The organism is Streptomyces sp. NPDC058674, from assembly GCF_042716505.1.
GTDB lineage: Bacteria > Actinomycetota > Actinomycetes > Streptomycetales > Streptomycetaceae > Streptomyces.
Window position 1 is genome coordinate 1 of the sequence record NZ_JBHXSC010000109.1, and the last position, 14,146, is coordinate 14,146.

Sequence of the window (14,146 nt, forward strand, 5' to 3'; positions counted from 1 at the left end):
CCGGCCGACGGCGCGGCGCGCACCGGACCCGCGGGCGGCGCTCGCCCGGCCCGCGGGTCCGCAGCGCGCCCGGCCGGATCTCGCCCGCCCGCCGGCGCGGCGGGAGTCAGCCGCCCGAGCGCTTGCGGAACTTGTCGGCCAGGTCGACCAGGCGGGCGCCGGCCTTGGGGCGGGCCTCGATGTTGCCCAGCAGGGCGAAGCCGCGGACGATCACCACGGGTGCCTGCGGATCGGTCTCGCCGCGGGCCTCGCCGCGCACCTCGAAGTTGCCGAGGACCCCGCTGCCGTAGCCGCGCAGGGTGACGTTCTCCGGGACCACGATCTCGACGTTGCCGAGCACGCAGGTCACGTTGATCTCGGTGACCTGCTGCTCGAAGACCGCCTGGGTGAGGTCGATGCTGATGTCGCCCATGACCGAGACGGCTCGCGTGCGCGCCCCCGGCCGCCAGCGGCCCTTGCGCGCGGAGCTGCTGCACACGGAGACGACGGTCTCGTCCGCGCCGGCCGACGGAGCGGACGGGTAGGCGGGCCCGGCCGCCGCGGCGCCGCCGGGCGCGGGCAGGTCGCGTACGAGCACCTCCAGCTCCCCCACCGTCTTGACGGCGTAGAGGGTGTCCAGGCGCTCGGAGTGCTCCTCGGCGGTCAGCCGGCCCTCGGCGACGGCGTCGCCGAGGATCTGCGCGATCCGGTCCCGGTCGGCGTCGGAGGCGCGCAGTCCGGCCTGGGCCGGGGCGGGCACGGGGGCGGGGGCTGCGGGGTGCTTTTCCAGATCCACGCGACCAGCATAGCGAGACACGATAGATCGCGATACTGCCCAGTGAGCCCTACCTCACAACCACCGGCTCCCGGGGAGGTCCTACGCTGGTGGACTGCGCTGCCAATTGGTCGTCAGTGCTGTCTGCCGAGTGAGGAATGGCCCCAATGCCGGAGTTCGCGTACACCGACCTGCTGCCCCTGGGCGAGGACACCACCCCCTACCGGCTGGTGACCGCCGAGGGAGTGTCCACCGTCGAGGCGGACGGCCGTACGTTCCTCAAGGTCGAGCCGGAGGCGCTGCGCAAGCTCGCCGAAGAGGCGATCCACGACATCCAGCACTTCCTGCGCCCCGCGCACCTCGCGCAGCTGCGGCGGATCATCGACGACCCCGAGGCGAGCGCCAACGACAAGTTCGTGGCCCTGGACCTGCTGAAGAACGCCAACATCGCGGCGGCCGGCGTCCTGCCGATGTGCCAGGACACCGGCACCGCCATCGTGATGGGCAAGCGCGGCCAGAACGTGCTGACGGCCGGAGGCGACGAGGCGGCGCTCTCGCGCGGGATCTACGACGCCTACACGCGCCTGAACCTGCGCTACTCGCAGATGGCGCCCCTCAGCATGTGGGAGGAGAAGAACACCGGCTCGAACCTGCCCGCGCAGATCGAGCTCTACGCGACCGACGGCGGCGCGTACAAGTTCCTCTTCATGGCCAAGGGCGGCGGCAGCGCCAACAAGTCCTTCCTCTACCAGGAGACGAAGGCGGTCCTCAACGAGGCCTCCATGATGAAGTTCCTGGAGGAGAAGATCCGCTCGCTCGGCACGGCGGCCTGCCCGCCCTACCACCTGGCGATCGTGGTCGGCGGCACCTCCGCCGAGCACGCGCTCAAGACCGCCAAGTACGCCTCCGCGCACTACCTGGACGAGCTGCCGCGCGAGGGCTCGCCGCTCGGCCACGGCTTCCGCGACGAGGCCCTGGAGCAGCAGGTCTTCGAACTGACCCAGAAGATCGGCATCGGCGCGCAGTTCGGCGGCAAGTACTTCTGCCACGACGTCCGCGTGGTGCGCCTGCCCCGCCACGGCGCGTCCCTGCCGGTCGCCATCGCCGTGTCCTGCTCGGCGGACCGCCAGGCCACCGCCAAGATCACTGCCGAGGGCGTCTTCCTGGAGCAGCTGGAGAGGGACCCGGCGCGCTTCCTGCCCGAGACCACGGACGAGCACCTCAGCGAGGAGGCCGGCGTGGTCTCCATCGACCTGAACCGGCCGATGGACGAGATCCTGGCGACGCTGACCGAGCACCCGGTGAAGACCCGCCTGTCCCTCACCGGACCGCTGGTCGTGGCGCGCGACATCGCGCACGCCAAGATCAAGGAGCTGCTCGACTCGGGCGCGGAGATGCCGCAGTACCTGAAGGACCACCCGGTCTACTACGCCGGCCCCGCGAAGACCCCCGAGGGCTACGCCTCCGGCTCCTTCGGCCCGACCACGGCCGGGCGCATGGACTCGTACGTGGAGCAGTTCCAGGCGGCGGGCGGCTCCAAGGTCATGCTGGCCAAGGGCAACCGCTCGCAGCAGGTCACGAAGGCCTGCGCCGCGCACGGCGGCTTCTACCTGGGCTCGATCGGCGGCCCGGCGGCGCGCCTCGCCCAGGACTGCATCAAGAAGGTCGAGGTCCTGGAGTACGAGGAGCTGGGCATGGAGGCGGTCTGGAGGATCGAGGTCGAGGACTTCCCGGCCTTCATCGTCGTCGACGACAAGGGCAACGACTTCTTCCAGGACCCGGCGCCGGCCCCGACGTTCACCCACATCCCGGTCCGCGGCCCGGGTCTGTAGCGCACCGCGGCGAAGGGCCCCCGCGCCGTCCGGCGCGGGGGCTCCGCGCGTTGCGCCGATCGGCGGAGGGGCTCCGGCACGGCTCGGCCCCGCCGCACCCGGGAGGGCGCGGGCATCCGGTTAACGTCGGGGACACAGGCCCGCACCGGGCCGTTCACCCCGGTTCGCAAGGATCCCCGCATGACTGCCGCGTCCTCCCTCCGCGCCGCCCGCGCCGTCCGCGTGGTCGCCCACCGCGGGGCCTCCCACGAGCATCCGGAGCACACGCTCGCCGCCTACCGGCAGGCCGTCGCGGACGGGGCCGACGCGCTGGAGTGCGACGTACGGCTCACTGCGGACCGCCGGCTCGTGTGCGTGCACGACCGGCGGGTGGAGCGGACCTCCGACGGGCGGGGCGCGGTCTCCGCGCTGACCTACGCGGAGCTCGCCGCGCTGGACTTCGGGGCGTGGAAGGGCGAGGGGCACGCCGGGTCCCGGGTGCTGCTCTTCGAGGACCTGCTGCGGGAGGCCCTGGCCGCGCCGCGGCCGGTGGGGCTCGCCGTGGAGACCAAGCACCCGACGCTCGCCGGCGGCCTGCTGGAGGCCGAACTGGTGCGGGTGCTGCGGGAGTACGGGCTGGCGGACGGCGCGTCGGGGCGGATCGAGGTGATGAGCTTCTCCCGCACCGCGCTGACCCGGCTGCACCGGACGGCGCCGGGCCTGCCCGCCGTGTACCTGATGGAGCGGCGGCTGCGGCCGGTCCGCCCGCCGTACGCGACGCACGCGGGCCCGGGGATCGACCTCGTACGCCGCGATCCGGGACTGGTGGGCCGGCTGCGGCGCCGGGGGCTGTCCGTGCGGGTGTGGACCGTGGACGAGCCGGAGGACGTCGAGCTGTGCGTGCGGCTCGGCGTGGACACCCTCATCACCAACCGGCCGCGTGAGGTGCGCAAGCTGCTGCGGGACCTGTGACACCCGGCCGGGGTGCGCCGGCCGGGCGTGCGGGGCGGGTGGTGCGGGGGCTGGTGGTGCAGGGGCCGGTGGCGCGGGGACGGTTACGCGAAGCGCTGGCCGGCCGAGCCGTTGCAGGCCTGCAGGCGCAGCGGGTCGCGGCCGGCGGCGACCGTCAGGCAGGTGCCCGGGGAGGCCGCGGGGCGCAGGGTGGCGCCGTCACGGACGAACTGCTGGTTCGCGCCGCCGTGGCAGTTCCACAGGACCACGGCGGTGCCGGCGCCGTAGACGGCTCCGGGGACGTCCAGGCAGCGGTCCTGGGTCAGTCCGAGGTGGACGGACCTGCGGGCCGCGTCGTACCACCAGGTCTGGTTGCGTCCGCCGTGGCAGTCCCAGCCCGCCACCTTGGTGCCGTTGGCGCTGGAGCCGCCGGCGGCGTCGAGGCAGGTGCCGGTGCCCTCGTTCCTCAGGGGCTTGTACAGGTCGTCCCAGGCCCCGGCCTGAAGGACCGGCGTGCCGGTGCTCGCCGGGTCCGCGCAGGAGGCCTCGCGCAGGCCCGAGGCGTAGAGCTGGGTCAGGCAGGACGCGAATGCGCCGTGGCCGCGGTAGTTGGGGTGGAAGGACTGGCGGGCGGTGTTCTCGTCCCAGGGGAAGTGGTCCCCGAGGTCCAGGTAGAGACCGCGGGCCCAGGGGTCCTCCATGCAGACCTCGTGTCCGTGGAAGAGCCGGGAGTTGTCGAGGTAGACCGCGCCGGCGGCGAGGGCCGCCGCCCGCATCCCCTTCTCGAAGGCGGGCACCGCGTGGTTGCGGCCCCAGGTGGCGTCGGAGTCGTAGCCGGCGCAGCCGCCGGGGAGCTTGCCGGGGAAGTTCGGGTTGTCGTGGAAGTCGGGGCCGATGGGGCTCGGGTAGCCCATGACGACCAGCTTGTAGTCGGTGTCGGCGTAGCCCGCGTCGCGCATGACCGTCTTGAGGTCCGCGACGGTGGCCTCGACCTTGGGCCGCAGGCCGTCGACGCGCGCCTGCCAGCCGGGGCCGTACTTGGCCTCGCAGGCGCCCTGGCTGAGCAACCAGCGGGTGACGCAGTCGGTCATGACCGGGCCGAACTGGAGGTCGTCGTTGGCCCCGGCGACCAGCAGGACCATCTTGATCCTCGTGTTGCGTGCTTTGATGGCCAGGTTGTCGCTCTGCACCAGCTCGTCGGCGTACTGCTTGCTGCCGCCGATCCTGATGTTGCCGGTGTACCCGCCGGAGCAGGCGACGTTGAAGGTGAGGTCGGCCTGGATGCCGGTGCGGTGGATGGCGGAGTCCGGTGAGCGGTGGCACTGGTTGTTCGGCGTGTTCGTGGCGGGGTCGTAGCTGCCGATGCCCTCGCCCGATATCTCGCTGTCGCCGAGCGAGATCAGCCCGGTCCTACGCTGGTCCGGCGGCCGGACGGCCGCGTCCCCGTAGATCTTGACGGCCTCCGCGGCGCGGATCGCCTCCAGCTGGGGCGGCAGGGGGGTGACGGCGGCCGCGGGGGCCGCCGCCTGGGCCACGGGGGTGACGGCGGTGACGCCCCCCAGGGCGGCCGCGAGGACCGCAGCCGCGGCGACGGTAGATCTGAGCCTGGACTTCGTACGTGCACGTGCCATGAACGCCTCCCCGGAAGTCAGTGATACCCACGGTATTTACTGGCCGGTAGGGGAGTTGGGAACACTTCGAACAAGACAATTGCTCAACTTTCTGAGGAGGTCACGAACATGACAGAGCACCAGCAGGCCGAAGGGTTCCGGACCGAGCACGACTCCATGGGCGACGTACGGGTGCCCGTGCACGCCAAATGGCGCGCGCAGACCCAGCGCGCGGTGGAGAACTTCCCCGTCTCCGGGCAGCGCCTGGAGAGCGCCCACATCGCCGCGCTGGCCCGGATCAAGGCCGCCGCGGCCGTGGTCAACGCCCGGCTCGGCGTCCTGGACCCGGACATCGCCGAGGCGGTCCGCTCCGCCGCCGAGGAGGTGGCGGACGGCCGCTGGGACGAGCACTTCCCGGTCGACGTCTTCCAGACCGGCTCCGGGACCTCGTCCAACATGAACGCCAACGAGGTGATCGCCACGCTGGCCGCCGAGCGGCTCGGCCGCGAGGTCCACCCCAACGACCACGTCAACGCCTCCCAGAGCTCCAACGACGTCTTCCCGTCCTCCATCCACATCGCCGCCACCGCCGCCGTCACCGGCGAGCTGATCCCGGCCCTGGAGCACCTCGCCGCCGCGATGGAGCGCAAGGCCGTCGAGTTCGCGGACGTGGTCAAGGCCGGGCGGACCCACCTGATGGACGCCACCCCGGTCACCCTGGGGCAGGAGTTCGGCGGGTACGCGGTCCAGATCCGCTACGGCGTCGAACGGCTGCGCGCGGCCCTGCCCCGCCTGTCCGAGCTGCCGCTGGGCGGCACCGCGGTGGGCACCGGCATCAACACCCCGCCCGGCTTCTCCGCCGCGGTGATCGCCGAGGTCGCCACCGCCACCGGCCTGCCGCTGACCGAGGCCCGCAACCACTTCGAGGCCCAGGGGGCCCGGGACGCGCTGGTGGAGACCTCGGGGATGCTCCGGACGGTCGCCGTCTCGCTCACCAAGATCTCCAACGACCTGCGCTGGATGGCCTCGGGACCACGCACCGGATTGGCCGAAATCAATCTCCCGGATCTCCAGCCGGGGTCCTCGATCATGCCGGGGAAGGTCAATCCGGTCGTGCCGGAAGCCGTCCTGATGGTCGCCGCCCAGGTGATGGGGAACGACGCGGCCGTCGCCGTGGCGGGCGCGGCCGGCAACTTCGAGCTCAACGTGATGCTTCCGGTGATGGCGCGGAACCTGCTCGAATCGATCCGGCTGCTCGGCAGCGCGAGCCGTCTGCTCGCCGACCGGACGGTCGACGGAATCACCGCCAACACGGCGCGGGCCAGGGAGTACGCCGAATCCTCCCCCTCCGTGGTGACCCCGCTGAACCGCTACATCGGCTACGAGGAGGCCGCCAAGGTCGCCAAGAAGGCCCTCGCCGAACGCAAGACGATCCGCGAGGTCGTCCTGGAGTCCGGCTACGTGGACCGGGGCGCGCTGACCCTGGAGCAGCTCGACGAGGCCCTCGACGTGCTGCGCATGACCCGCCCCTGAGACGCCTCCCGGCGCCCCCGGGCGGGGTCCGGATCCGGTCGAATGCCGTCCCCGACCCCGTCGGTGACCTGCACCGCAGCGGGGGCGCGGGACGCCGCCCTAAGATCTGCGCATGACAGGTACCTTCCGTCCCGGGGGCGCCGCCGCGCGCGGCGGCGCGGAGCCGGGCGACGCGCGCGCCGCGCGCTGGTCGCCCGGGGAGCAGATCCTCTGGCGCTACCGCGACCACGCACCGGGGCACCGGGGCGGCGTGCACATCTGCCGGCCGGTGACCGTGGTGCGGGACACCGACGAGCTGCTGGCCGTCTGGATGGCCCCCGGCACCGAGTGCGTCAAGCCGGTGCTGGCCGACGGGACGCCCGTGCACGCGGAGCCGCTCGCCACCCGCTACACCGCGCCGCGGACCACCGTGCGTGCGCGCTGGTTCGGCACCGGGGTGCTGAAACTGGCCCGGCCGGGCGACCCGTTCTCCGTGTGGCTGTTCTGGGAGCGCGGCTGGCGCTTCAAGAACTGGTACGTGAACCTGGAGGAGCCCCGCACCCGTTGGGCGGGCGGGGTGGACTCCGAGGACCACTTCCTCGACATCGCCGTGCACCCGGACCGCAGTTGGAAGTGGCTCGACGAGGACGAGTTCGCGCAGGCGCAGCGGGCCGGCCTGATGGACCGTGAACAGGCGCGCCGGGTCCGGGACGCGGGCCGGGCGGCGGTCGACCTGATCGGGGCCTGGGGGCCGCCCTTCTCCGACGGATGGCAGGATTGGCGGCCGGATCCCGCCTGGTCCGTTCCGGCCCTGCCGGAGGACTGGGACCGCACTCCGGCACATATGACCTCATGAGACCCTTGATGCGCCCCTGGGTCGCGAACGTAGGATCGTCCTTTGCGAGGTCGCGCGCGCGGGACGGCTCGGCCTGGCCGGGTGTGGGCAATTGTCGTGCCGTACGAGGAACTTGACCGGAGGCCGGGGCGGGGCGATACCAACGAGGGGGCGGGTCCGGGCCGGGTTCGGCGGGTCCCGCGGACGAAGTCCGGGGGAGGATGTCCGGGGCGATGGTGCCCCGGCCGCTGAGCGGGTATACCGCGACTGACCGAGTTGAGTGCAGCGCACATCGAGCGCAAACGGACGGAATTCCACGCGTGACGGAGTACCCCACCTCTCAGGAGGGCCCGCAGCCTGCCGCGGCCACCGCGGCACCGGTCCCGGGCGGCTCCGCCGTGCCCTTCGCCTCCGGCGCGGCGGCCGCCAGGGCACCGGAGGAGCCCGGCCGCCGCCGTACGGCTCGCGGCCCGGAGGCGGCGGTCCAGTCGGGCGGCGCGGGGACGGACGAGCCGGGGCACGGCAAGGCCGCCGTCCCGGCGGTCGAGGCGACCCGCCCCGAGATCCCGGCGGCGCGCGGCCGGGACGGCGAGGCCGCCCGGGGGCCGGCCCGGGGCGGGGCGGCCGGGAGCCGGGACGCAGCCCGGACGGCGCCCTCGATGGCCGCGGGACCGCCCGCGGGCGGCGAGTCGGCCCCCGGCGTCCACCACGGCGCCGGTGCCCGCCGCGCCCCCGGTGCCCACCACGCCGCCGACTCCGCGGAAGCCGCGGCGCGGGCGCAGGACACGGACGCCCGAGCCGCACGCACCGTCGCGGCCGCGCCGGCGGGAAGCGCGGCGGGAAGCCCGGCGGGGGCCGCGGAGCCGTCCGGCGAGGACGGGCGGCACGGCGGCGGCACCGGCGTACCGGGCGGCCCGCCCGTGGACTCCGCGGCCCGCCGCGAAGGGGACCGGCTGCGGTTCGTCGGCGCGGCCACCCGCCGCATCGCCCGCGGCATCGACCTCGACGAGATCGTGCTCGGCCTGTGCCGGGCCACCGTGCCGACCTTCTCGGACGCCATCCTGGTGTACCTGCGCGATCCGCTCCCGGTGGGTGACGAACGCCCCGTCGGCCCGGTCGTCCTCAGGCTCCGGCGCACCGACCGGCTCCGGCCGATCGACGACCTCACCGACATCGGCGGCACGATCGGCGCCGGGGCGGAACCGACCGGGTCCGCGGGGGCCGCGGGGGCCGCCGGCGAGCTCGACTTCAGCCAGCTGCCGCTGCTCGGCCCGCAGGGCGACCTGCCCGCGGCCGAACTGTGCGAGATCCGCCCCGGCGGGGCGCTCGCCGAGGTGCTGCGGGGCGTACGGCCGGTCTTCGGGTCCTCCGCCGCCGCGAAGGCCGCGCTGCCGGAGCTGCTCGGCGCGGACCACCCGCTGCCGCGCGGCAACCGGGCCGTCCTGGCACCGCTGCGCGGGCGCCGCCGGGTGATCGGCGCGGCCGTGTTCCTGCGCAGCCCCGAGCGGCCCGCCTTCGAGCAGAACGACCTGCTGGTCGCCGCCCAGCTGGCCACGCACACCGCGCTCGGCATCGACAAGGCGGTCCTGTACGGCCGCGAGGCGTACATCGCCGACGAACTCCAGCGCACGATGCTGCCCGACAGCCTGCCCCAGCCCACCGGGGTGCGGCTCGCCTCGCGCTACCTGCCGGCGGCCGAGACGGCCCGGGTCGGCGGCGACTGGTACGACGCGATACCGCTGCCCGGCAGCCGGGTCGCGCTCGTCGTGGGCGACGTCATGGGCCACTCCATGACCTCCGCCGCGATCATGGGCCAGCTGCGCACCACCGCGCAGACCCTGGCCCAGCTGGACCTGCCGCCCGCCGAGGTACTGCACCACCTGGACGAGCAGGCCCAGCGGCTCGGTTCGGACCGGATGGCGACCTGCCTGTACGCGGTCTACGATCCCGTCGCGCACCGGATCACCATCGCCAACGCCGGCCACCCGCCGCCCGTGCTGCTGCACCTGGGCGGCCGTGCCGAGGTGCTCCGGGTCCCGCCGGGCGCCCCCATCGGCGTGGGGGGCGTGGACTTCGAGGCCGTGGAGCTGGACGCGCCCGCGGGGGCCACTCTGCTCCTCTACACCGACGGCCTGGTGGAATCGCGGCTGCGGGACGTGTGGACCGGCATCGAGCAGCTCCGGGAGCGCTTGGCGACCACCGCCCAGCTGACCGGCCTGGACCACCCGCCGCCGCTGGAGGCCCTCTGCGACGACGTGCTGGACATGCTCGGGCCGGGCGACCGGGACGACGACATCGCGCTGCTCGCCGCCCGTTTCGACGGGATCGCGCCCAGCGACGTCGCGTACTGGTTCCTGGACCCGGAGGAGACCGCTCCGGGGCGGGCCCGCCGGTTCGCCCGCCGCGCGGTGACCCGCTGGGGCCTGGAGGAGCTGAGCGACTCGCTGGAGCTGCTGGTCAGCGAGGTGGTCACCAATGCCGTCCGGTACGCCGAGCGGCCCGTGACCCTGCGCCTGCTGCGTACGGACGTCCTGCGCTGCGAGGTCGGCGACGACTCGCCGCAGCTGCCGCGCCAGCGCCGGGCCCGGGACACCGACGAGGGCGGGCGCGGCCTGTTCCTGGTGAACCGGATGGCCCGCCGCTGGGGTGCCACGCGGCTGAGCAGCGGCAAGGTGGTCTGGTTCGAGCTCGCCCTGCCGGGGGCGCCCGAGCGGCGTTGACGCCCCGGCCCCGGAGCGGGCCGCGGTACCTGCGCGGCACCGGCGGGGCCGTTCACGACGACGCCCCCGCAGCCTCGAAGGCTGCGGGGGCGTCGTCGTGCTGTCACCGGTCGGGCTGCGACGGGAACAGCGGCGGGTCCGGGGGCCTGGGCGACGGGTCCGGCGACTTGGTGGCGCTCTTCGTCGGATCGGGCGACTTGGTGGCGCTCTTCGTCGGGTCCGGCGACTTCGTGGCGCTCTTCGTCGGGTCCGGGCTGCTCGGCGGCGGCGGGCTGCTGCTGGTGGCCGGCGGCGGCGCGGAGGACGGGCTCGGCGTGGGCGTCGGGGAGAAGCTGCGCGACGGCGCCTGGACGGCCCCCATCTCCGCCTCCGACGTGTCGAACTCGCCGGTCTGCACGCCCTTGAGCGCGGCCAGGGTGTAGGCCTTCCAGATCTCGGCGGGGAAGCTGGAACCGCCGGCGCGGCCGCCGCCGGCGGTGCCGGTCAGGGTGACCTGCCGGTGGCTGCCCGGCTCCTCGCCGAACATCGCGACGACCGTGACGAGCTCCGGGGTGTAGCCGGTGAACCATCCGGCCACGTTGGACTCCGTGGTGCCGGTCTTGCCGGCGGCCTCGTAGGCGCTGCTCTTGACCTTGCTGCCGGAGCCCTCGTTGACGACGCCGGTGAGCACCCTGGTGACGGTGTCGGCGGTCTGGCGGCTGATGGCCTGGCTGCCGACGGCCGCCTCGGGCACGTACTCGCGGTCCTTGTGCTCGGCGGTCTTGATGATGGTCGGCGTGACCTTCTTGCCGTGGTTGTCGAGGGTGGCGTAGACGGCGGCCATCTCGACGGTGTTCGCGCTCATCGTGCCGAGCGACATGGCCGGCTTGTCCTCGGGCCAGCCCTCGCGGTCCTTCATGCCGAGGGCGAGGGCCGTCTTCTTCACGGCGGGCGGCTTCACGTCCACGATCATCTGCGCGTAGACGGAGTTCACCGAGAAGTTGGTGGCCTCCTGGACGGTGATGTCCTTGCCGAAGTCCTTGTCGTCCTGGTTCTGCGGGTTGAACGGGATCTTGCTGCCGACGACCTGGCGCCTGCTGGTGCCGTCGTAGAGGGCGTTGGGCGTGATCGGCTTGCCGCTCTGGGTGGTCGCGCCGGTCTCCAGCGCGGAGGCCAGCACGACCGGCTTGAAGGTCGATCCGGGCTGGTAGTCGGTGCGCAGGGCGTTGCTCGCGGACTTCTCCGCCAGGCCCTGGCCGCCGTACATCGCGACGATCGCACCGGTCTTGGCGTCCACGGAGGTGGCGCCGGCCTGGACGCTCTGGTCCTGGGGCCGGTTCTTGGTGTCCTTGCGGTCGAGCTTGGACTCCAGCTCGTCCTGGACCGCCTTCTCCAGCGCCTCCTGCTTCTTCTTGTCGATGTTGAGCGTGATCTCCCAGCCGCCGGCCGCGATCTCGGCGTCGGTGATGTGCTGCCGGTTCATCTCGGCCTCGGCGGCCTGGACCAGGTAGCCCTTCTGGCCGTCCATGCCCGGGGTGGGCCGGGGCTTCACGGGCTCCTGGAGCTGGATCGTCTTGCGCTTGGCCGGGTCCAGCTTGCCCATCTCGACCATGTTGTCGAGGACGGCGTTGAAGCGGATCGTGACCAGCCTCCGGCCGTTGGGGCCGGCGGTCGCCAGGTCGTACTGGCTGGGGGCCTGGACCACGGCGGCGAGGTAGGCGCCCTGTTCCAGCGTGAGCTTGTCGGCGTCGACGCCGTAGTAGGCCTGGGCGGCGGCCTGGATGCCGTACGCGTTGCGGCCGTAGAAGTTGGTGTTCAGGTAGCCGGCGAGGATCTCGGGCTTCTTCATCCGCTGGTCGACCTTGAGGGAGATGATGAGCTCCCGGACCTTGCGGGTCGCCGACTGGTCCTGCGTCAGGTAGTAGTTCTTGACGTACTGCTGGGTGATGGTCGAGCCGCCGGCGGTGCCCTTGCCGCGCACCGTGTTGAACAGGCCTCGGGCCACGCCCATCACGTCGATGCCCTGGTCCTGGTAGAAGGACTTGTTCTCGATGGCGATGAACGCGGTCTGGACGTCTTCGGGGATCTTGTCGATCGGCACGATCGAGCGGTTCGTCTCGCCGACGCGGGCCATGACCGTCCCGTCGGCCCACTTGTAGGTGTTGCTCTGCTGCGTGGCCTGCTTGTTCGGGTCGGTGGGCTCGTCGACGGAGAAGTACAGGACGACCGCCGCGACCATCAGGAGCAGGGTTCCCAGGAGGAACGTCCCGAGGATCTTCTTCCAGGTGAAGAAGCGGCCTATGCCGCTGCGCCGGCCGGCGCTCCCCTTGCCCTTGCCGCTTCCGCTCGGCGCCTGCAGCGCACCGCGCTGCTGCTGCGCCTTACGCGCTTCTGCTCGGCCCATCGCTCCCGCTCCGCTCGATTACCCCCCCGACGTCAGCTCATGAAGCTAACACCGCAGGCTGTGACAAAGGATGGTGATTCTTGGCCAATACCGGCCAATTCGGACGTGAGAATCAGCACCCACCCCAGTGGAACCGACGCTTGCGGAGCCCGAAGGGTTGCCGTATGGGGAAATGGTGATATCACTTTGCTAGGCAGTCCGACCGGCTGCCGCCAAGCGAAACGGGGCAAAGATGACGGATACGACCATGGCACCGGACTCGGTACGGGAGTTCACCGCGCGCAGCGTGGGCGGCGGACCGGCACTGCTGCTCGGCCTGGCGGGCATGGCCGCCGGAGCGGGACTGATCGCGGCCGGCGCCGTGGCGGCCGGGGCCGCCGTCAAGGCGTGCCTCATAGCCGGCGGCGTCCTGCTGACCCTGGGCTCCCTCGTCGCGCTGACGGGACTGAACACGGTGGCGCCGGGCGAGGCCCGCGTGGTCCAGCTCTTCGGCCGCTACCGGGGCACCCTCCGCGCGGACGGGCTGCGCTGGGTCAACCCGCTCACCTCGCGGGAGAAGATCTCCACCCGGGTCCGCAACCACGAGACGGCCGTCCTGAAGGTCAACGACGCCTACGGCAACCCGATCGAGCTGGCGGCCGTCGTGGTGTGGCGCGTCGAGGACACGGCGCGCGCCGTCTTCGAGGTCGACGACTTCACCGAGTTCGTCGAGACCCAGACCGAGGCCGCGGTCCGGCACATCGCGATCGAGTACCCCTACGACGCCCACGAGGAGGGCGGCCTCTCGCTGCGCGGGAACGCCGAGGAGATCACCGAGAAGCTGGCGGTGGAGCTGCGCACCCGGGTCGACGCGGCCGGTGTGCACATCATCGAGTCCCGCTTCACGCACCTCGCGTACGCTCCGGAGATCGCCTCCGCGATGCTCCAGCGCCAGCAGGCCGGCGCGGTCGTCGCCGCCCGCAAGCAGATCGTGGAGGGCGCGGTGGGCATGGTCGAGCTCGCCCTGACCCGCCTGCAGGAGGAGGACATCGTGGAACTGGACGCCGAGCGCAAGGCCGCCATGGTCTCGAACCTGATGGTGGTCCTGTGCGGGGACCGCGCCGCCCAGCCGGTTCTCAACACGGGCACCCTCTACCAGTGACCCCGCCCGGCAGCACGCCGCCCCCGGCCGACCCGGGGCCCGGTTCCGGGCGGTCCGGCGCGGGTCGCCCGGCACGCAAGCAAGTGCTGCTGCGCCTCGACCCGCAGGTGTACGACGCCCTGGCCCGCTGGGCGGGGGACGAACTGCGCAGCGCCAACGCCCAGATCGACTTCCTGCTCCGCCGCGCCCTCTCCGAGGCCGGCCGCCTCCCCCCGGCCCTGGCGCCCGTCCCGCGGCGGGGCCGCCCGCCCAAACCCGCGGACTGACCGCGCCGGGCCCGCCAGGTCCTGTCGTCAAAGTAGGGCCAGGCGGGACTTTGACGACAGGGCCTAGTTGTATTGACCCGCAGCGTTGTTCACACGGCTGATGGGTGGCTTGCCGTCGAGTGCGGTGTGGCAGCGGTGGTGGTTGTAGGTGTGGAGGAAGTCT

10 protein-coding genes and 1 pseudogene are annotated in these 14,146 nt (G+C 72.8%); 7 read left to right on the forward strand and 4 right to left on the reverse strand.

Annotated elements, in window-relative coordinates; all coding sequences use genetic code 11:
• Positions 1–106 precede the first annotated feature (106 nt).
• On the reverse strand, positions 107–775 hold the full coding sequence (locus ACFWU6_RS32480) for a DUF1707 domain-containing protein (protein ID WP_383812731.1): 669 nt from the start codon (positions 773–775) through the stop codon (positions 107–109).
• 146 nt (positions 776–921) lie between these two features.
• On the opposite strand from ACFWU6_RS32480, the gene ACFWU6_RS32485 reads away from it, so the two are divergent.
• Positions 922–2,586: a fumarate hydratase gene (locus ACFWU6_RS32485; protein WP_383984939.1), complete on the forward strand. Its 1,665-nt coding sequence runs from the start codon at positions 922–924 to the stop codon at positions 2,584–2,586.
• A 180-nt stretch (positions 2,587–2,766) separates the two neighbouring features.
• Positions 2,767–3,537, forward strand: coding sequence for a glycerophosphodiester phosphodiesterase (locus ACFWU6_RS32490; RefSeq protein WP_383812734.1), 771 nt, complete (start codon positions 2,767–2,769; stop codon positions 3,535–3,537).
• Positions 3,538–3,620: 83 nt separating this feature from the next.
• Here the strand turns inward: ACFWU6_RS32490 and ACFWU6_RS32495 are convergent, their stop codons facing one another.
• Positions 3,621–5,147 carry a ricin-type beta-trefoil lectin domain protein gene (locus ACFWU6_RS32495; protein ID WP_383812736.1) on the reverse strand — a complete coding sequence of 509 codons (1,527 nt, stop codon included), beginning with the start codon at positions 5,145–5,147 and terminating at the stop codon, positions 3,621–3,623.
• Between the two features lie 108 nt (positions 5,148–5,255).
• On the opposite strand from ACFWU6_RS32495, the gene ACFWU6_RS32500 reads away from it, so the two are divergent.
• The 3 genes from ACFWU6_RS32500 (at position 5,256) to ACFWU6_RS32510 (ending at position 10,193) form a co-directional block, all read left to right on the forward strand.
• A complete protein-coding gene (locus tag ACFWU6_RS32500) occupies positions 5,256–6,659 on the forward strand; it encodes a class II fumarate hydratase (protein WP_383812737.1) in 1,404 nt (467 codons plus the stop codon).
• A 112-nt stretch (positions 6,660–6,771) separates the two neighbouring features.
• Positions 6,772–7,494 (forward strand): DUF402 domain-containing protein, encoded by a 723-nt coding sequence (locus ACFWU6_RS32505; protein WP_383812739.1) that lies wholly within the window; start codon positions 6,772–6,774, stop codon positions 7,492–7,494.
• A 299-nt stretch (positions 7,495–7,793) separates the two neighbouring features.
• Entirely contained in the window at positions 7,794–10,193 is a 2,400-nt protein-coding gene (locus ACFWU6_RS32510; RefSeq protein WP_383984942.1) for a SpoIIE family protein phosphatase, read from the forward strand.
• A 103-nt stretch (positions 10,194–10,296) separates the two neighbouring features.
• Here the strand turns inward: ACFWU6_RS32510 and ACFWU6_RS32515 are convergent, their stop codons facing one another.
• The gene (locus tag ACFWU6_RS32515; RefSeq protein WP_383984945.1) at positions 10,297–12,576 is read right to left on the reverse strand and encodes a transglycosylase domain-containing protein; all 2,280 of its coding nucleotides are present in this window, start codon (positions 12,574–12,576) and stop codon (positions 10,297–10,299) included.
• Positions 12,577–12,823: 247 nt separating this feature from the next.
• On the opposite strand from ACFWU6_RS32515, the gene ACFWU6_RS32520 reads away from it, so the two are divergent.
• Both ACFWU6_RS32520 and ACFWU6_RS32525 read left to right on the forward strand, forming a co-directional pair.
• The gene (locus ACFWU6_RS32520; protein WP_383984948.1) at positions 12,824–13,717 is read left to right on the forward strand and encodes an SPFH domain-containing protein; all 894 of its coding nucleotides are present in this window, start codon (positions 12,824–12,826) and stop codon (positions 13,715–13,717) included.
• Positions 13,714–13,983 (forward strand): hypothetical protein, encoded by a 270-nt coding sequence (locus ACFWU6_RS32525; RefSeq protein ID WP_383984951.1) that lies wholly within the window; start codon positions 13,714–13,716, stop codon positions 13,981–13,983. Before ACFWU6_RS32520 ends, ACFWU6_RS32525 begins: the two co-directional genes overlap by 4 nt.
• Before the next feature lie 63 nt (positions 13,984–14,046).
• Here ACFWU6_RS32525 and ACFWU6_RS32530 read toward each other — a convergent pair.
• A pseudogene (locus ACFWU6_RS32530) lies at positions 14,047–14,146 on the reverse strand (IS481 family transposase); the annotation flags it as partial.

Bases quoted from the DNA above. Each gene is read 5' to 3' on its own strand.
- ACFWU6_RS32520 (WP_383984948.1), top strand. From the start codon at position 12,824: ATGGCACCGGACTCGGTACGGGAGTTCACCGCGCGCAGCGTGGGCGGC.
- ACFWU6_RS32490 (WP_383812734.1), top strand. From the start codon at position 2,767: ATGACTGCCGCGTCCTCCCTCCGCGCCGCCCGCGCCGTCCGCGTGGTC.
- ACFWU6_RS32485 (WP_383984939.1), top strand. From the start codon at position 922: ATGCCGGAGTTCGCGTACACCGACCTGCTGCCCCTGGGCGAGGACACC.
- ACFWU6_RS32505 (WP_383812739.1), top strand. From the start codon at position 6,772: ATGACAGGTACCTTCCGTCCCGGGGGCGCCGCCGCGCGCGGCGGCGCG.
- ACFWU6_RS32500 (WP_383812737.1), top strand. From the start codon at position 5,256: ATGACAGAGCACCAGCAGGCCGAAGGGTTCCGGACCGAGCACGACTCC.
- ACFWU6_RS32495 (WP_383812736.1), bottom strand. From the start codon at position 5,147: ATGGCACGTGCACGTACGAAGTCCAGGCTCAGATCTACCGTCGCCGCG.
- ACFWU6_RS32515 (WP_383984945.1), bottom strand. From the start codon at position 12,576: ATGGGCCGAGCAGAAGCGCGTAAGGCGCAGCAGCAGCGCGGTGCGCTG.